At 60.2% G+C, this 18,009-nt stretch carries 16 protein-coding genes; 7 read left to right on the forward strand and 9 right to left on the reverse strand.

Annotation, left to right across the window (positions count from 1 at the left end; all coding sequences use genetic code 11):
* Positions 1–20: 20 nt before the first annotated feature.
* Positions 21–3,005, forward strand: coding sequence for an error-prone DNA polymerase (locus tag ACTIEN_RS07885; protein ID WP_439522575.1), 2,985 nt, complete (start codon positions 21–23; stop codon positions 3,003–3,005).
* Between the two features lie 50 nt (positions 3,006–3,055).
* Positions 3,056–3,400, forward strand: a complete 345-nt coding sequence (locus tag ACTIEN_RS07890) for an antibiotic biosynthesis monooxygenase family protein (protein ID WP_439522576.1) — start codon at positions 3,056–3,058, stop codon at positions 3,398–3,400.
* Between the two features lie 163 nt (positions 3,401–3,563).
* Here ACTIEN_RS07890 and ACTIEN_RS07895 read toward each other — a convergent pair whose 3' ends face one another.
* The 5 genes from ACTIEN_RS07895 to ACTIEN_RS07915 all read right to left on the reverse strand — a co-directional run bounded on the left by ACTIEN_RS07895 (position 3,564) and on the right by ACTIEN_RS07915 (position 8,362).
* Positions 3,564–4,748, reverse strand: a complete 1,185-nt coding sequence (locus ACTIEN_RS07895; RefSeq protein WP_439522577.1) for an aromatic amino acid transaminase — start codon at positions 4,746–4,748, stop codon at positions 3,564–3,566.
* On the reverse strand, positions 4,748–5,605 hold the full coding sequence (gene sseA, locus ACTIEN_RS07900; RefSeq protein WP_439522578.1) for a 3-mercaptopyruvate sulfurtransferase: 858 nt from the start codon (positions 5,603–5,605) through the stop codon (positions 4,748–4,750). The genes ACTIEN_RS07895 and sseA overlap by 1 nt, the downstream gene beginning before the upstream one ends.
* Positions 5,606–5,739: 134 nt before the next feature.
* Positions 5,740–6,213, reverse strand: a complete 474-nt coding sequence (gene smpB, locus ACTIEN_RS07905) for an SsrA-binding protein SmpB (RefSeq protein WP_439522579.1) — start codon at positions 6,211–6,213, stop codon at positions 5,740–5,742.
* Positions 6,214–6,362: 149 nt separating this feature from the next.
* Positions 6,363–7,907, reverse strand: coding sequence for an alanine/glycine:cation symporter family protein (locus ACTIEN_RS07910; RefSeq protein ID WP_439522580.1), 1,545 nt, complete (start codon positions 7,905–7,907; stop codon positions 6,363–6,365).
* Positions 7,908–7,927: 20 nt separating this feature from the next.
* Positions 7,928–8,362: a universal stress protein gene (locus ACTIEN_RS07915; protein WP_439522581.1), complete on the reverse strand. Its 435-nt coding sequence runs from the start codon at positions 8,360–8,362 to the stop codon at positions 7,928–7,930.
* A 303-nt stretch (positions 8,363–8,665) separates the two neighbouring features.
* On the opposite strand from ACTIEN_RS07915, the gene ACTIEN_RS07920 reads away from it, so the two are divergent.
* Together ACTIEN_RS07920 and ACTIEN_RS07925 are read left to right on the forward strand one after the other, a co-directional pair.
* Complete coding sequence (locus tag ACTIEN_RS07920; protein WP_439522582.1) at positions 8,666–10,051, forward strand: cytochrome ubiquinol oxidase subunit I; 1,386 nt, start codon at positions 8,666–8,668, stop codon at positions 10,049–10,051.
* Between the two features lie 3 nt (positions 10,052–10,054).
* Positions 10,055–11,065: a cytochrome d ubiquinol oxidase subunit II gene (locus ACTIEN_RS07925; protein ID WP_439522583.1), complete on the forward strand. Its 1,011-nt coding sequence runs from the start codon at positions 10,055–10,057 to the stop codon at positions 11,063–11,065.
* Here ACTIEN_RS07925 and ACTIEN_RS07930 read toward each other — a convergent pair.
* The 3 genes from ACTIEN_RS07930 to ACTIEN_RS07940 form a co-directional block, all read right to left on the reverse strand.
* A complete protein-coding gene (locus ACTIEN_RS07930) occupies positions 11,052–11,789 on the reverse strand; it encodes a metallophosphoesterase family protein (RefSeq protein ID WP_439522584.1) in 738 nt (245 codons plus the stop codon). The two genes, ACTIEN_RS07925 and ACTIEN_RS07930, sit on opposite strands and share 14 nt — an antisense overlap.
* 49 nt (positions 11,790–11,838) lie before the next feature.
* Positions 11,839–13,434 carry a phosphoglycerate dehydrogenase gene (serA, locus tag ACTIEN_RS07935; protein ID WP_439522585.1) on the reverse strand — a complete coding sequence of 532 codons (1,596 nt, stop codon included), beginning with the start codon at positions 13,432–13,434 and terminating at the stop codon, positions 11,839–11,841.
* A 95-nt stretch (positions 13,435–13,529) separates the two neighbouring features.
* The gene (locus ACTIEN_RS07940) at positions 13,530–14,711 is read right to left on the reverse strand and encodes a phosphoserine transaminase (protein WP_439522586.1); all 1,182 of its coding nucleotides are present in this window, start codon (positions 14,709–14,711) and stop codon (positions 13,530–13,532) included.
* 301 nt (positions 14,712–15,012) lie between these two features.
* Here ACTIEN_RS07940 and serB point away from each other — a divergent pair, with 301 nt between their 5' ends.
* The gene (gene serB, locus ACTIEN_RS07945; RefSeq protein WP_439522587.1) at positions 15,013–15,903 is read left to right on the forward strand and encodes a phosphoserine phosphatase SerB; all 891 of its coding nucleotides are present in this window, start codon (positions 15,013–15,015) and stop codon (positions 15,901–15,903) included.
* Here serB and ACTIEN_RS07950 read toward each other — a convergent pair.
* Positions 15,875–16,873, reverse strand: a complete 999-nt coding sequence (locus ACTIEN_RS07950; RefSeq protein WP_439522588.1) for an asparaginase — start codon at positions 16,871–16,873, stop codon at positions 15,875–15,877. The genes serB and ACTIEN_RS07950 overlap by 29 nt on opposite strands.
* A 175-nt stretch (positions 16,874–17,048) precedes the next feature.
* Between ACTIEN_RS07950 and ACTIEN_RS07955 the strand changes: the two genes are divergently transcribed.
* Together ACTIEN_RS07955 and ACTIEN_RS07960 are read left to right on the forward strand one after the other, a co-directional pair.
* The gene (locus tag ACTIEN_RS07955) at positions 17,049–17,579 is read left to right on the forward strand and encodes an invasion associated locus B family protein (RefSeq protein WP_439522589.1); all 531 of its coding nucleotides are present in this window, start codon (positions 17,049–17,051) and stop codon (positions 17,577–17,579) included.
* Between the two features lie 113 nt (positions 17,580–17,692).
* A partial coding sequence (locus tag ACTIEN_RS07960) for an ArsR/SmtB family transcription factor (protein WP_439522590.1) occupies positions 17,693–18,009 on the forward strand: 317 nt, incomplete at its 3' end.

Raw genomic sequence — 18,009 nt, forward strand, 5'->3', positions numbered from 1 at the left:
TAAGAACATAAAAGAGGCGTATGTTCGCAGAGCTGTCCATCACCTCCAACTTTACCTTCCTCACCGGGGCGTCCCATCCCGAGGAGTACATGGAGCGTGCCGCCACCTTGGGCCTGTCGGCCATCGCCATCACCGACACCAATTCGGTGGCGGGCATCGTGCGCGCCTGGACCGAGGGGAAAACCCTCCGACGCCTGCTGCGCGAACGCGCCGAACTTGAGACCCGCAATGGCCCCATAGGCCCGCCGGTGCCGGATCACATCCCCCACCAGCGCGCGCAGATCCTCACCCATGTCCCCCGGCTGATCCCCGGCGCGCGGATCGTCACCGACACCGGTTTCACCGCCACAGCCCTTGCCACAACGCGCCAAGGCTGGGCGCAGCTCTGCCGTCTGATCACCACGGGCCGTCGCCGCGCGCCCAAAGGCGACTGCCACCTGACGCTCGACGATCTGCTCCAATGCACCGACGGTCTTGACTGGCTTTTGCACCCGCCAACAGAGGCACCAACGGCGCAAGGCGGCGCGGGTGACTGGCCGTCACAGGCGGAACGGCTGTCGCGCCGCTTTGCCGGGCACACCCATATCGTCCTCAGCCCCCGCTACGATGGACAAGACGCGCAGCACTTCGACCGGATCGCAGCCCTGGCCCACAGCCTGAATATCCCCACTCTCGCCTCGGCCACCCCGGTCATGCACCACGGACGCCGCCGCAAGCTGGCTGATGTGGTCACCGCCATCCGACAGGGGTGCCGCGTCGATGACCTCGGCACCCGCGCGCTGGCCAATGGCGAACAACGCCTGCGCTCGGAGGATGAAATGCGCCGCCTCCTTGGCCCGCACGAAGCCGCTGTCGACCGCTCCAACGATCTGGCCAGCCGATGCCAGTTCGACCTTGGCCAACTCCGCTACGAATACCCCAGCGAGATCACCGGGTCCGAAACCGCCCCCCAGCGCCTGTCCCGCCTTGCCCACGAAGGTCTGAAATGGCGTTACCCGCATGGCGCATCCGAAAAGGTCAAGACCCTGCTGCAACACGAACTCACCCTGATCGGCAAACTCAACTACGAACCTTATTTCCTCACTGTCCGCGACATTGTCGCCTTTGCCCGACAACGCAACATCCTCTGCCAGGGACGTGGCTCTGCGGCCAATTCCGTCGTCTGCTACTGCCTCGGCGTCACCTCGGTCAGCCCCGAAATCGGCACGATGGTGTTCGAACGCTTCGTCTCCGAGGCCCGCGACGAACCCCCGGACATCGACGTCGATTTCGAACATGAACGCCGCGAAGAGGTGATCCAGCACATCTACGAACGCTACGGCCGCCACCGCGCGGGCCTCTGCGCCACCGTGATCCACTATCGTGGCAAACGCGCCATCCGCGAGGTCGGCGCGGCGATGGGCTTGTCACAGGACACCATCGGCGCGCTCAGCTCGCAACTCTGGGGCTTCTTCTCGACCGACGGGATCGAAGACAAGCGGATGCGCGAAATCGGCCTCGACCCCGACGACCACCGCCTCAAACTGACGATGGAGCTGATCTTCGAGATCATCGGCTTTCCCCGTCATCTCTCCCAACATGTCGGCGGCTTCATCATCACCGAAGGACGGCTCGACGAACTGGTCCCCATCGAAAACGCCACGATGGAGGACCGCACCGTCATCTGCTGGGACAAGGACGATATCGACGCGCTGGGTATCCTCAAGGTCGACGTGCTCAGCTTGGGCATGCTGTCCTGCATCCGCAAGGCGTTCGACCTGATGCATCTGCATCACGGCCAGACCTACACTCTCGCCACCCTGCCCCCCGAAGATCCCACCGTCTACGACATGCTCTGCAAGGCCGACAGCATCGGCGTCTTCCAGGTCGAATCCCGCGCCCAGATGAACTTCCTGCCCCGGATGAAACCCCGCACCTTCTACGATCTGGTGATCGAAGTCGCCATCATCCGTCCCGGCCCCATTCAGGGCGACATGGTCCACCCCTACATCCGCCGCCGCAACGGCAAAGAGGCGGTCAGCTTTCCGTCGGACGAGCTGGGCGCAGTGCTGGGCAAGACCCTCGGCGTGCCGCTCTTTCAGGAACAGGCGATGCAGATCGCAATCGTCGGCGCGGGCTTCACCCCCGAACAGGCCGACCGCCTGCGCCGGTCTCTGGCCACCTTCAAGAAACACGGCAACGTGAGCGAATTCCGCACCCTGTTCCTGCGCGGCATGCGCAACAAGGGCTACGACGAAGACTTCGCCGAACGCTGTTTCTCGCAGATCGAAGGCTTCGGCTCTTACGGTTTTCCCGAAAGCCACGCCGCCAGCTTTGCCCTGCTGGTCTATGCAAGTGCCTGGATCAAACACCACCACCCCGGCATCTTCGCCTGCGCGCTGCTCAACTCCCAGCCGATGGGCTTCTACGCCCCTGCCCAGATCGTCCGCGATGCGCGGGAACATGGCGTCACCGTCCTGCCCGTCTGCATCAACGCCAGCTTCTGGGACAACGTGATGGAGCCCGACGCCAAAGGCGGCCTTGCCTTGCGTTTGGGCTTCCGCCAGATCAAGGGACTGAACGAAGAAGACGCGTCATGGATCGCCGCCGGGCGTGGCAATGGCTACCAGAGCGTGCAAGACCTCTGGCGCCGCGCCGGTCTCGACCCGACCACCATCGCGCGCCTTGCCGAAGCCGACACGTTCCACAACCTGCACCTCACCCGCCGCGCCGCCCTGTGGGACGCCAAGGCGCTCACCACCCGCAAGACCCTACCGCTTTTCGATGGCGATATCGACGGCGAAGCCATCCATGAACCGGCCGCCCATCTGCCCGCGATGACCGAAGGCGAACAGGTGGTCGAGGATTACGTCGCCCTGCGCCTCACCCTGCGTCGCCACCCGGTCGCGCTCCTGCGGCACATCCTGACACCCGATCCGTCCCGTACTGTCAAACCGTACGTTTCAGCGACCAAACCATACAAACCGCCGATGCCGCTGCCGTTCACCCGCGCGAACCCGGATTGATTGCCAAGCCACGCCAACAGCGCCATTGTCCGGCAAAAGAGGGAGCCAAAATGATCGCCATCATATTCGAACTCATGCCCGCCGAGGGCCAGAAAGACGCCTATCTCGACATCGCCGCCACCATGCGACCCATGGTGGAACAGGTCGAAGGCTTCATCTCGGTCGAACGGTTCCAAAGCCTGACCAACCCGGACAAGCTGCTGTCGATCAGCTTTTTCGAAGACGAGGACGCTGTGCTGCGCTGGCGCAAACTGGCCGCGCACCGCAATGCCCAATCAAAAGGCCGCAGCGGCGTCTTCTCGGACTACCGGTTGCGGGTCTGCCACGTGATGCGCGACTACGGCATGTTCGACCGCGATCAGGCCCCCGAAGACAGCGTCAGGGCGCACGGCTAGCGGCTTCTTCTTTTTGCAAATATGCAAACGCAACTTTGCAAACCGCACGCCGTAAAATTGCGCGTCACCTGACCACATGCCCGAGGACAAAGCCGAAGGCGGAGGACGAGATAAACAGAATGGGCGCCCGCAGGCGCCCATACACTTCAACAAAAAGCCCGGATCAGATCCCGACGTCGATCATCGCTTTCGCCAGAATCGGCACCGAGTCCTTGTTCAGACCGGCGATATTCAACCGCGAATCCCCGACCAGATAGATCGCGTGCTCGTCACGCAGGCGGTCCACCTGCTCGGGCGTTGCCCCAAGCCGCGAGAACATACCGCGGTGCTGGGCGATGAAACCGAACCGATCGGACCCGGATAGGCGCTGCAATTCGCGCGCCAGCTGTTCGCGCAGCGCCAGCATCCCGGTGCGCATGTCTTCCAACTCTTTCTTCCACTCCGCGCGCAAGGCGTCGTCGCTCAGAACCATGGTCACAAGACGCGCGCCGTGATCCGGCGGGAAGGAAAAATTCTGCCGGTTCAGATAGGCCAATGTCCCCTGATTGAGCTTTTGTGCAGACGCGTTCTGCGACACCGCCATCAGCAGACCCGTGCGTTCCCGGTAGATGCCGAAATTCTTGGAACAGCTTGCCGCGATGATGGTCTCGGGAACGGACGACGCGATCAGTCGTGTCGCGGCCGCGTCTTCCTCAAGCCCGTCGCCAAAGCCCTGATAGGCGATATCGACCATCGGGGTTGCGCCGGTCTTGATCAGCAAATCGACCAGCGCCTTCCATTCGGTCATGTTCAGGTTGGCACCCGTCGGGTTGTGACAGCAGCCATGCACCAGAACCACATCGCCCGGACCCGCCTGTGCGATATCGGCCATCATGCCGTCGAAATCGACGCCGCGGCTTTCGTCGTCGAAATAGCGATAGGGCACCATTTCCATGCCCATATGCTTGAGGATCGACAGGTGGTTCGGCCATGTCGGATCGCTGACATACACCTTGGCGTTGGGGCTTGCCATCTTGACGAGATCAAAGCCCTGACGCACCGCACCGGTGCCACCCGGCGTTGCCGCTGCGGCCACGTTTTCGCGCGGCACCGCGTCGCCCAGAACCATCGCGATCATCGCGTCGGCAAAGGCCGGATCACCCGCAAGGCCGGTATACGCCTTGGTGGTCTCCGCCTCCCACAACTGCTGTTCCGCGCTTTTGACGGCACCCATGATCGGCGTGTTGCCGGACGCGTCCTTGTAGACGCCGACACCGAGGTCGATCTTGGGATCGCGCGGATCCTCGCGGTAGGTTTGTACCAGCGCGAGGATCTTGTCTGCGGGTTGTTCCTTGAGGGTCTCGAACATCAATTGTCTCCTGTGGCCACGGGTACGGTGGGGAACATCCCCCATTCGGACCACGAGCCGTCGTAAAGGGAATGGTCATCCTTGCCCATGCGCGCCATGGCCAGCGACAGGATCGCCGCCGTCACACCAGAGCCGCAGGTGGTGATGGCTGGTTTGGACAGATCGACGCCCGCCGCCTCGAAAATCGCGCGGGTCTCCTGGGGCGATTTCATTGTCTGGTCGGCGTTCAGCAGGCTGGAATAATGCACGTTCTTCGATCCGGGGATGTGCCCGCCGCGCATGCCGGGCCGGGGTTCGGGGTCTTCGCCCCGGAACCGCCCCGGCGAGCGCGCGTCGATGATTTCCTGATCGCGCAGCTTGGACGCGGCGGCGACCTGTGTCACGTCCTTGACCAGATGCGCCTGACGCCGGACGGTCATGTGACGGTCCCGAACGATTGGCGGCAGGTCTTCGAGATCGCGTCCTTCGGCCACCCATTTGGGCAGGCCACCATCCAGCACGGCCACATCGTTCTGACCCATCAGCTTGAACATCCACCACACACGCGCTGCGGAAAACAGGCCAGCCCCGTCATAGACGACAACCTGATGACCGTCGCCCACACCCATCGCCCGCAGGCGCGACATGAACTTTTCGATCGGTGGGGCCATATGCGGCAGGTCAGAGCGGCTGTCGGAAATATCGTCGATGTCGAAAAACCGTGCGCCCGGAATATGCCCAGCAGCGTATTCCGATTTCGCATCCCGTTGGCTGCCCGGCATATACATCGACGCATCCAGAATGCGCAGATCAGGATCGCGCATATGAGAGGCAAGCCAATCCGTCGAAACAAGTGTTTTAGGGTCGTCCTGTGCCATATCTGTCGCCACATCTGGAAAAGGTCGGTTCTGCATAGAACCCAGACGTCCGACTCGCAAGCGATTGACCACTGCGCGGGTCACGATGCGTCAACGCATCATCGACGTTACGCCAACGAAATGTCGCCCCGGACTTAGCCCGCGTTCTTGAGAAGGCGCTGTTTCTGGCGACTCCAATCGCGCTTCGCCTCGGTTTCGCGCTTGTCGTGGTTCTTCTTGCCCTTGGCGATGCCAAGCTTCATCTTCACAATGCCCTTGTGATTGAAATAGAGCACCAGCGGAACAAGCGTCATCCCCTTGCGCTGGGTCTCGTTCCAGAGCTTGGCCAGTTCCTTGCGCGACACCAGAAGCTTGCGCCGACGTCTTTCCTCGTGCGGGAACATCGCGCGGTTGTAGGGCGCGATATACGAATTCACCAGCCACAGTTCGCCATCTTCGACGGCGGCATAACATTCGGTGATGTTCGCACTGTTCTCGCGCAGGGATTTCACTTCGGATCCTTGCAGGATGATGCCCGCTTCCAGATCATCCTCGATGGCATAGTCGAACCGCGCGCGACGGTTGTCGGCGATCACCTTGTAGTTCGGATTGTCCTTCGGCTTTGCCATCGCTGCGGCCTCCTTTGCCCGCGAGGCCTCAGATATAGGCAGTTATCGCATATTTGAAACCGCAATTTTGGCTATTTGTTCCGAACTCTGGCCCATCGGCATGCAAAAGGGCGCACCTTGCGATGCGCCCTTTCCCCAAGAAGATCAGGTCACTGGAACTTCTTGATCTCACCCGACTTGAGACGCGACCAATAGCTGTTCAGTTCGCGCTTCACGATCGGCATCAGCACATAGAGACCGAGGATGTTGACCACCGCCATGGCAAAGATCGCCGCATCCGAGAAGTCGATCACCGGGCCAAGGCTGGCTGCGGCGCCGATCACGACGAACAGGCAGAAGATGATCTTGAAGATCAGTTCCTGCGTTTTGCTTTCCCCGAAAAGGTAGGTCCAGGCCTTGAGGCCGTAATAGGACCACGAGATCATCGTGGAGAAGGCAAACAGGATCACCGCCAGCGCCAGAATATACTTGAAGCCGCCAATGGAGGACGAGAACGCTGCCGATGTCAGCGCGACACCTGACGTATCTCCAACGGTCCGGATCGCAGTGCCTGCCTCGTTCAAGACGTAGTTGCCGGTTTCCGGATCCGAGATCAGCTGACCGGTGATGATGATCACAAGCGCCGTCATGGTGCAAACCACCACTGTGTCGATCAGCGGTTCAAGCAAGGACACGAAGCCTTCGGTGATCGGCTCTTTCGTGCGGACCGCAGAGTGTGCAATCGCAGCCGACCCGACACCCGCCTCGTTCGAGAACGCTGCACGCCGGAAGCCCTGGATCAGTGCCCCGACAAAGCCACCCGCGACACCCAGACCGGTAAAGGCGCCCGCAAAGATTTGCCCGAAGGCCCAACCGATCATGTCATAGTTCATCAGGATGATGATCAGCGCGGTGCCGACATAGATCACCCCCATGATCGGAACGACCTTTTCCGTCACTCGCGCGATGGACTTGATCCCGCCGACGATCACCGCAAACACGATGCCCGCGAAGACCACGCCGGTGATCCAGCCCGGATAGGGACCAAAGACGTTGGTCAGCTGTGCATGCGCCTGATTGGACTGAAACATGTTGCCGCCGCCCAGAGCACCAAGGATACAGAAGATCGAGAACATGACCGCAAGGAACCGACCGCCCGGCATGCCGCGTTCGGCAAAACCCTTGGTCAGGTAATACATCGGGCCACCCGAGACCTTGCCGTTGGGGTATTCGTTGCGGTATTTCACACCCAGCGTACATTCGGTGAATTTCGACGCCATGCCCAGAAGCCCGGCAAGGATCATCCAGAACGTCGCCCCCGGACCACCGATCCCGATGGCCACCGCCACACCGGCGATGTTGCCAAGACCCACTGTCCCCGACAGCGCCGTGGCCAGGGCCTGAAAGTGGCTGACTTCGCCCGCATCCTCGGGGTCGGAATAGTCACCCTTGACCAGCGCGATGGCGTGACCGAAGGCGCGAAACTGGATCACTCCGAAATAGACCGTAAAGATCGTCGCCGCAGCGACCAGCCAGCCGACGATCCAGGGAAAGTTCGTCCCCGGAAAATTGCTGAAGATCAGCGTGACGAACCAGCCGGTCGAGCTTGCGAAGATGCCGTTGATGGTTTCATCAATCGACTGGGCAGAGGCCGAAAGCGCGGCCAGAAACGTGAAACATGCGGCCAGAACCGCTGTTGGAACAAGACGTGTCATCTATGAATTTCCCTATGCGGTTATGGTACAATTGTGCAGGGCACCGGGGCGATCTGGACCAGTGATCCTGCCACAGAGCCGAAAACGCGACTCGACAACCCGCCGTCGCCATCCCGGCCAATGACCATCTGGGTGGCGCCTTCTTTCTCGGCGACATCGCACAGTGTCTTGGCAACGTGACCGTATTTGATCTTGGTCTCGACCGGCACACCAGCCGCGCTGATCGTGGCCTTCAGCGGCGACATCAAGGCCGTTTCCGCGCGATCAAGCTCTTCTGCGCGACGGGCATGACGCTCTTCAAGTTCTTCCGGCGTCAAGAAGGAATACGGCGACCATTCCAGCACATGCACAACAAGAACGCTGCCACCCTGTGCTTTGGCCCGCGACACAGCGAAATCAAGCGCACGCTTGGAAACGTCGCTGCCGTCATAACCAACGACAAATTTCTCAGACATACTGTCCCCCTTTTTGGAGTTGTTCCCGGTCTCAACGCCGGTCTGTTTACGCTATCACCTTCCGTAAAGGCAGTTTGCCCGAAATCATCGCTCAGACACGCCATATGGCGTAAATATGCCCGCCAGATAAACCAAATCGCCCCGAATTCCGCAGATTCGCAGAATCTTTCATCGGGCAACCACCCCCCAATCCAACGTCTGCACTGACTGGGTGCGCAACGCTGTCGCAGAGGCGGGGAAAGTTGATTCGATGATCTATCTTAGATTTCGACAGAAACATTTGCCTTCTTCGGATCGGTTATCATGGACACACTTCTCCTCTCGCGCATTCAGTTCGGTGCAAATATTTCGTTCCACATCCTGTTCCCGACCATCACCATCGCGTTGGGATGGGTGCTCTTGTTTTTCAAACTGCGCTTCAGCCGCACGGGTGATCAGAAGTGGGGCGATGCCTATCGCTTCTGGGTCAAGGTGTTCGCGCTCAGCTTTGCGATGGGTGTGGTGTCGGGGATTACCATGTCGTTCCAGTTCGGCACCAACTGGCCCGGCTTCATGGAAAGCGTCGGCAATATCGCAGGACCGCTTCTTGCGTACGAGGTGATGACCGCATTCTTCCTCGAAGCGGTGTTTCTCGGCATCATGCTGTTCGGGATGTCCCGTGTTCCAGGTTGGTTGCATACGTTGTCCACGTTCCTCGTGGCCTTCGGCACAACCATGTCGGCCTTCTGGATCCTGGTTCTCAACAGCTGGATGCACACACCCGCCGGGTTCGAAATGCGTGATGGCGTGGCCTTCGCGACCGATTGGTGGGCGATCATCTTCAACCCGTCGATGCCCTATCGCCTTGTTCACATGCTGCTGGCCTCCGGCCTGACCGTTGCGTTCCTGCTGGCGGGCCTGAGCGCGTTTCGCTGGCTGATCGGGGATCGGTCAAATGGTGTTCGGGCGACCCTGAAAACCGGCATGACCATCGGAGCAATCCTGATCCCGTTGCAAATTCTGGCTGGGGATTTTCACGGCCTGAACACACTGGAGCATCAGCCGCAGAAAGTGGCGGCAATGGAGGGCAACTGGGAAACAGGGCCAAACGTGCCGCTGGTCCTTTTCGGTATTCCGAACGAGGAGACGCGTTCGACCGACTTTGAAATCGCGATTCCGAACGGGGCGTCCTTGATCCTCAAACACTCGGCGGATGGCGTTGTTCCCGGTCTCAACGATTTCGTTCTCGAAGATGGCACCGTGCAGCATCCACCCGTGGCCCCGGTCTTCTTCAGCTTCCGCATCATGGTGGCAACCGGCATGGCAATGCTGCTGCTCAGCTGGACAGCCGTATTCTTCATGGCGCGCAAGCGGCGCGGCGTCGAAGGCCTGCCCAAGCCACTGCTCTGGGCGATGGTGCCGATGGCCTTTTCGGGCTGGGTCGCCACGCTTGCCGGCTGGTACACCACCGAGATCGGCCGTCAGCCGTGGCTGGTGCAAGGTGTGCTGGCCACCGAAGCGGCGGTGGCCGATGTGCCCGCACCGATGGTGGCAACAACCTTGATTGTCTACCTCGCCATCTACGCGACCTTGCTGGCGGCCTATATCGGCGTGCTGTTCTACCTTGCCCGGAAAGCTGCAAGAGGCGAACCGCTGGGCCCCCGTATTCCGGTTGCCCAAGAGGCCGCCCCCACTGTCGCTGCGGAGTAAGCCATGACCCTGTTCGGAGATCCCGCCACATGGCTCCCCCTCGCATTTGCGGCGTTGCTCGGAGTGTCCATTCTTATCTACGTTGTTCTTGATGGCTTTGACCTTGGCGTCGGAGTTCTTTTCCCCTTTGCGGACAAGGACGAGAAAGACCGCATGATCGCCTCGATCGGACCATTCTGGGACGCCAATGAAACGTGGCTGGTGCTGGCCATCGGCATCCTGCTTGTGGCTTTCCCCACCGCGCATGGCACCATACTGACAGCGCTCTACCTGCCCGTTGCGGTGATGCTGATCGGCCTCATCCTGCGCGGCGTGTCATTCGAGTTCCGCGTCAAGGCACCGGCCCGTCACAAGACTGCGTGGGATCGGGCATTTTATATTGGGTCGATGATGACGGCGCTTAGCCAAGGGTACATGTTGGGCATGTATATCATGGGTCTGGTTGTAACCCCGTTCACCTTGGTCTTTTCAGCCCTGACAGCCGTGTTCCTGACCGTCGCCTATTCGTTTATCGGGGCGACGTGGCTGATCCTGAAGACCGAAGGCGCGTTGCAGCTCAAGGCGGTAAAATGGTCGAAAGGCGGTATATGGGGTGTCGTACTTGGCCTTGGTGCGATTTCCATTGCATCCCCGCTGGTCAGTCCGCGCATCTTTGACAAATGGTTCTCGATGCCCGAGTTTTTCTTACTGATGCCGCTGCCGCTCATGTCCGGCGTGCTGATTGTCCTGCTGTGGCTTGCCTTGCGCAGACTGCCGACCAGCGACGACAGCTTTGCATGGTTTCCATTTGCTGCAACCATCGTCTTGTTTGTGCTGGGGTTCTTCGGGATGGCCTATTCGTTCTATCCGTTCATCGTGCCGGATCAGCTCACCATCTACGAGGCCGCAAGCGCGCCTGAAAGCCTGTTCATCATCCTGATCGGGACGCTTTTCGTGCTGCCGATGATCCTTGGCTATACCGCGCTTGCCTACACTGTGTTCCGTGGCAAGGCGACGACACTCAGCTACGAATAGGAATCCGCGCGCGGCCCTTGGAGCTCAGCCGAAACACCTCATCGCCTTCGAAAACGGCAACGGTCAGCGGGTGCCCATAGCCGGCGCCCGTGTCCAGATTGATCCGGTTCGAAAACAGCTCGGGCTCGTCTACGGGTGTGTGGCCGTGAACAATCAGTGCTCCGTGATCCCGCTTGTCGGCATGAAATTCCTGACGAATCCAGAGCAGGTCATTCTCGTCCTGCTGATCAAACGGCACACCGGGCCGCACACCGGCATGGGCAAAGAACAACCCGTCTTCCTCGTGGGACGTCTTCAAACCACGCAAGAACGTCTTGTGCGACTCCGGCACAACCTTGTGCAGCAACTCGGCAAGCTCTGTCTGGCGAATACGCTCGGGTAGATAAACATCATAAGACGCAATCGTCTCGGTTCCGCCAATCGCCTTGTCAAACCAATGATACCCGACGAGCAAATGGGGGTCATTGCGCGGACCGGCGGGATCGAGAAACCATTCGAAAAAGCGGTCATGATTGCCCTTCAGGCATGTCCAGTTCCGTCCCGCAGACTGCCCGGACACAAGTGTCTCGATGACTCCCCGGCTGTCAGGTCCACGGTCGACATAGTCTCCGACAAAAACGATGCGCGCGTCGGCTCCGCCATCGGCCTCGACCCAGGCCAATCCCTCTTGAAGCATGCCCAACTGGCCGTGAATGTCACCAAATGCGTAAAGAGCGCGTGTCATACGCGCTCTTTCGCATGGCTTATTGTGAGGCGCAATCAGGCTCTCCGGCTTAGGCGACGTCGAACTGAAGCGGTTTGACCTGCTTGAACATGCCGGTCTCGTGCAGCTTGGCCACCACCTCTGCTGGCACCGCTTCGTCGACGTAAAGCAAGGCAATCGCCTCACCCTTTGCCGCCGACCGACCCAGCGTGAAGTTCGCGATGTTGACGCCGTTCTGGCCCATGGTCATGCCCAATGTGCCGATGATCCCCGGCACGTCTTCGTTGGTGGTATAGACCATGTGCGCTCCGATCTCGGCGTCGATATTGATGCCCTTGATCTGAATAAAGCGCGGCTTGCCATCGCTGAACACGGTTCCGGCAATCGAGCGTTCACGGCTGTCCGTCACCACGGTCACTTTGACATAGCCGTCAAACGCACCTGACTTGGCCTGATTGGTGGTCGAGATCTTGATCCCGCGTTCCTTGGCGATCAGCGGCGCAGACACCATGTTCACGTCCGGGTTCACCCGCTTCATGATCCCGGCAATCGCCGAACAGTTCAGCGCATCAAGATTCATCTGCGCCACGGAGCCATCGTAAAGAATGTTGATCGCCTTGATCGGCTCGTCCGTCATCTGGCCGATAAAGCTGCCCAGATGATCGGCCAGCTTGATCCACGGCCCCATGATCTTGGCTTCTTCAGCAGTCACCGACGGCATGTTGAGCGCGTTTTCGACCGCACCGGTCAGCAGGTAATTCGCCATCTGTTCCGCCACCTGAAGCGCCACGTTTTCCTGCGCTTCGGTTGTGGCCGCGCCGAGATGCGGTGTGCAGACAACGTTGGGCAGGTTGAACAGCGGGTTGTCGGTCGCGGGTTCTTCGGCGAAAACGTCAAAGGCCGCCCCGGCGACATGGCCGGATTTCAGCATCTCGGCCAAAGCCGCCTCATCGACCAGACCGCCACGCGCGCAATTGATGATCCGCACGCCCTTCTTGGTCTTGGCAAGGTTTTCAGCCGACAGGATGTTGCGGGTCTGATCCGTCAGAGGCACATGCAGCGTTATGAAATCCGCGCGCTTGAGCAGGTCTTCAAGTTCGACCTTTTCGACCTGCATCTGCTTGGCTTTCTCTTCCCCAAGGAAGGGATCATAGGCCACGACCTTCATCTTGAGACCACGGGCACGGTCACAGACAATGCCCCCGATATTGCCCGCACCGATCACACCCAGCGTCTTTCCGGTCAGCTCGACCCCCATGAACTTGGACTTTTCCCACTTGCCAGCATGGGTCGAGGCGGATGCCTCGGGGATTTGCCGCGCGCAGGCGAACATCATCGCGATGGCATGTTCGGCGGTGGTGATCATGTTGCCGAAGGGCGTGTTCATGACGATCACGCCTTTCTTGGACGCAGCGTCCTTGTCGACATTGTCGGTGCCGATCCCGGCGCGGCCGATCACCTTGAGGTTGGTCGCGTTTTCGAGGATCGTCGGCGTCACCTTGGTGGCCGAGCGGATCGCAAGGCCGTCATATTGGCCGATCACCTCGGCCAGCTTGTCCTTGTCCTTGCCCAGATCGGGCTGGAAATCCACGTCGATGCCACGGTCACGGAAGATCTGAACGGCGGCGTCGGAGAGTTTGTCGGAAATGAGTACACGGGGGGCCATTGTCTTGGTCCTTTATTGGGGCGGTGCGTGCAAGCACACACCCTACGATTAGGGAGGAGGGGGAGGGTGCGCGGCGTCGCGCACCAAACACTTCGCTACGCAGCTTGCGCCAATGCGTCGATCTCGGCATGGAACGCCCAGTCGAGCCACGGCAACATCGCGTCGATGTCCGAGGTTTCGACCGTGCCACCGCACCAGATGCGCAAACCGGCAGGCGCATCGCGATACGCCCCGATGTCCAGCGCCACACCTTCGGCTTCAAGCCGCTTGGCGACAGACTTGGCGAACACGGCACCATCGGTGATCCGGTCATCGGTGAACTTCAGACAGACCGAGGTGTTCGACCGCGTTGCGGGATCATCTGCCAGGTTGGCGATCCAGTCATTTGCGTCGCAGAAATCGAAGATCGCCTGCGCATTGGCATCCGCCCGCGCCATCAGCCCCTTGAGTCCACCAACGGACCGCGCCCAATCGAGCGCTTGCAGGTAGTCTTCGACCGCCAGCATCGACGGCGTGTTGATGGTTTCGCCGACAAAGATACCTTCGATCAGCTTGCCGCCCTTGGTCATGCGAAAGATTTTCGGCAGCGGCCATGCGGGGGTGTACGATTCCAGCCGCTCAACCGCGCGGGGCGACAAGATCAGCATTCCATGCGCCGCTTCGCCGCCCAGGACTTTCTGCCAGGAGAAGGTGGTCACATCGAGCTTGTCCCACGGCAAATCCTGCGCAAAGGCAGCAGAGGTCGCATCGCAGATCGTCAGGCCTTCGCGGTCCGCCGGGATCGCATCGCCGTTCGGCATACGCACACCCGAGGTGGTGCCGTTCCATGTGAAGACAACATCGGTGTCGTAATCGACCGCGGTCATATCGACGATCTGACCGTAGTCGGCGGTCAGAACTTCGGCGTCGATCTTGAGCTGCTTGACCACATCCGTGACCCAGCCTGCGCCAAAGGATTCCCACGCGACCATCGTGGCCTTACGCGCACCCAGCAACGACCACATCGCCATCTCGACAGCGCCGGTATCGGAGGCAGGCACGATGCCGATGCGGTAGTCCGCAGGCACGCCAAGCAGGTCGCGCGTCTCTTCGATCGCGGCCTTCAGCTTGGCCTTGCCGACAGCTGCACGGTGCGAACGGCCCAAAGGCGCGTCGGCGAGATTGTCCAATTTGAAAACGGGGGGTTTGGCACAGGGGCCAGAAGAAAAACGCGGGTTAGCCGGCCGCGTTGATGGTTTGCGCACGCTTGCGTGCGACGCCGGTCGTTCAATAGCCATTGATGCTATCCTTCCAGATAAGCGCCCCTCGTTGGGGAGGGGTGTCCCACCGCTGCGTTTAAGGGGGCGCCGCGTGCCGCGCAAGTCGGAAAATGCGACTGATGTGACGCATTTGAGGCGCGGCGCAGAGCGCGTGTTGCGGATCGGAAACTTTGCCAAATACCGTGCGGGTTGCGATGTCGGATGCCTCCGGCGGGCGATATTTGTGAAAAGAAGAAGACCGGACTTGCGCGATTGTTCCATCTGGCGTTTCTGCGCCACCCTCGCTACATGGCCGCGACGGCTGAAAAGGACGCGCGCCATGTACACCACCACGCTGATCGCCCAACCGGGAACGCTTGATCCGGCCCTTGCCGAAGCACTTCGAAATGCCTGGGGCGGTGGTGATCTTGTCTGGCTCTCACCCGACGAGGCTGCGGAATTCGACATGGCAGCGCTGCCCGACACGGCGGACGCAAGCTGGTCCGCACTTCAGGATCAGGGCGTTGATCTGGTCATTCAACCCAGCGCGGGTCGACGCAAGAAAATGCTTCTCGCGGATATGGACAGCACCATGATCCAACAGGAATGTATTGATGAACTGGCCGAACTGGCAGGCGTCGGCGCACAGGTGAAAGAGATCACATCCCGTGCGATGAATGGCGAATTGGATTTCGAAGGCGCGTTGATCGAACGGGTTGGATTGCTTGGTGGGTTGCCGGAAACAGTGATCAATGATGTGCTTGCAACCCGCATCACCCTGATGCCCGGAGGCGCGGCACTTCTGGCCACGATGAAGGCAAACGGGGCCTATGCCGCGCTTGTCTCGGGTGGGTTTACATCCTTCACCACCCATGTCGCCGCACGTCTTGGATTCGATGAAAACCGGGCGAACACCTTGCTGATTGACGCAGGCACACTGACCGGCGCGGTCGCCCATCCGATTCTGGGGCGCGACGCAAAGGTCGCGGCCCTGGAAGAGATCACTCGAAAGCTGGGTATTTCAGAGGATGACGTTCTTGCGGTCGGTGACGGGGCCAATGACCTTGGCATGCTTCAGCGCGCCGGGGCAGGTGTTGCCCTTCACGCGAAACCAAGCGTTCAGGCGCAGGCAAAGCTGCGAATCAATCACGGTGACCTGACCGCGCTGCTGTTTCTGCAGGGCTACAGCCGGGAGGCGTTCGTTACGCCAGAAGCGCCGCAGCAGGTTTGATCTGACCCGTCGCCAACCCGCCCCAATTGCGGATGGTGGGCGTCAGGAACTCTGCCACCTCGGGATGGTCTGCATCGAGAACATCCAACCGCACCAAGAGCGCCGCAATCGCACATTCGGCAGCCCGCGTCGCGCCGTCAGCCGCCTTGACCGCCACTCCAAGCCCGCGTGTCGGCAGGATCGCGATAAAGTAGCCCTCGGCCCCGGTCTTGAGGGCCACCGGTTCTTTCGCCACCCGCATCAAACGGGTGCAGGCGCGTCCCTCACCCGCCACCAGATGGGGATGTGTGTGCATCGCCTCGGTAAGCCGCGCGGCTGCAACGCTCATTGTGTCAGAGCGGTGATGTGCTGTCGCGAACCACGCCATTGCCCGCGCCATGCCGCGCATCGTCGTGGCAAAATTCGGTGCGGAACAACCGTCTATGCCAAAACCCGGACTGGTCATGTCGGTTACAGCCTCGAACGCCTCAAGACAGGCGCGTTGAACCGGATGGTGCGGGTCCACATAATCCGGGCCGGCGCCCAGATGCTGCGTCAGGGTCAGGAACCCGGCATGTTTGCCGGAACAATTGTTGTGTACCCGACAGGGAGTGTCATGCGCGCGGATCATCTCGATCCGCAGGGCATCATCCCGGCTTTCCTGCGGGCCACAGCAAAACGCATCATCGCCCAGACCCAGATCGGCAAGCCACGCGTTCACAGCTTTTACATGAACCGGCGCACCCTGATGCGACGCACAGGCCAGCGCCAGATGTTGCGACGTCAATCCGCGCGCATCGGCGGCCCCGGACATCAACAACGGCAAGGCCTGAATCATCTTCGACGAACTGCGCGGCAAGACGACGGAATCGGCGTCGCCCCATGCCGCCACGATCTGGCCTGAGCCATCGCAGACAACCGCATGTCCAACGTGATGACTCTCGAGAAACGGGCCTCGCCAGACCTCTGCAAGTGATGCGGGTTGTGCCATCGGTTCGCTCCCCTTTCAGATGGGCAAAAAACTGCCAATTGGGCTTTAAAGACGACCGTAAATCAGGCTAATCTGACAAGGTCGAGAGCAAAGTTGCAGTGACATAAGGGTGGGCTAAACCCATACTGCAACGGATAAACAAGTTGAGGCTAAGGACAGTCTGGAGGCTGGACGCATGAAATCATGGATTGGCGGAGCGGTAATCGCCGCACTGGCGCTGGTAACGGCCGGTGCAGGGATCGCGCAGGAAACAAGCACCAACCGCGTGAACGCCATCACGGACTGGAGCGTGTTCGAAGGGCAGGAACCCCGGGAATGCTGGGCGGTAACGACCTACAAGGAAAGCGTGAACACAAAGGATGGCCGCGTTGTTGCCGTCACGCGCGGTGAAATCCTGCTGATGGTGTTCTACCGTCCAGGGGCCGAGGTGCAGGGCCAGCTTGCCTTTACGGGCGGTTATCCCTTTGCGCCCGGATCAACCGTGAACGTGAACATCAGCGGGACCGAGTTCGAGTTGTTCACCGAAGGCGAATGGGCGTGGCCAGCAACACCGCAGGACGATTCCAAGATCGTCACAGCAATGAAACGCGGTGCCGATGCCATCCTGACCGCGCGGTCCGCACGGGGAACGACAACCAAAGACACGTTCTCTTTGCTGGGCTTTACCGCAGCCGTCGAAGACGCTGAACAGCGCTGCGCGTCCTGAACCGCACACCGCGATAGTTGATTTTGGGCATTGGACAGTCGAACCAACGTGATCGACCATCCAATGCCATTTTCTTTCTTGCATCAAAACTACTTTTCTAGTTATGTGGTTATATGAACCAGACTCAACATCACGCCCGCGCTTTGGCTGCCTTGGGGCATGAAGCCCGGCTGCAAATCTTTCGACTGCTTGTGAAGGCAGGTCATGGTGGCCTGACCGTTGGTCAGATTGCGGAACATCTTGGTCTGCCAGCCTCCACTCAGGCGCATCACGTCAAGATGCTCGTCGATGCGGGTTTGGTCTTGCAGACACGTCAGGGCCGCGAGGTCATCAACACGGTCGATTTCGACAGAATGAACAGTGTGATCGGATTCCTGTCCGATGAATGCTGCGCCGGGTTGGACGCAAACGCCAACACCACAGCCGCTTG

The sequence above is a fragment of the Marivita sp. genome (genome assembly GCF_051859345.1).
Taxonomy (GTDB): Bacteria; Pseudomonadota; Alphaproteobacteria; order Rhodobacterales; family Rhodobacteraceae; genus Marivita.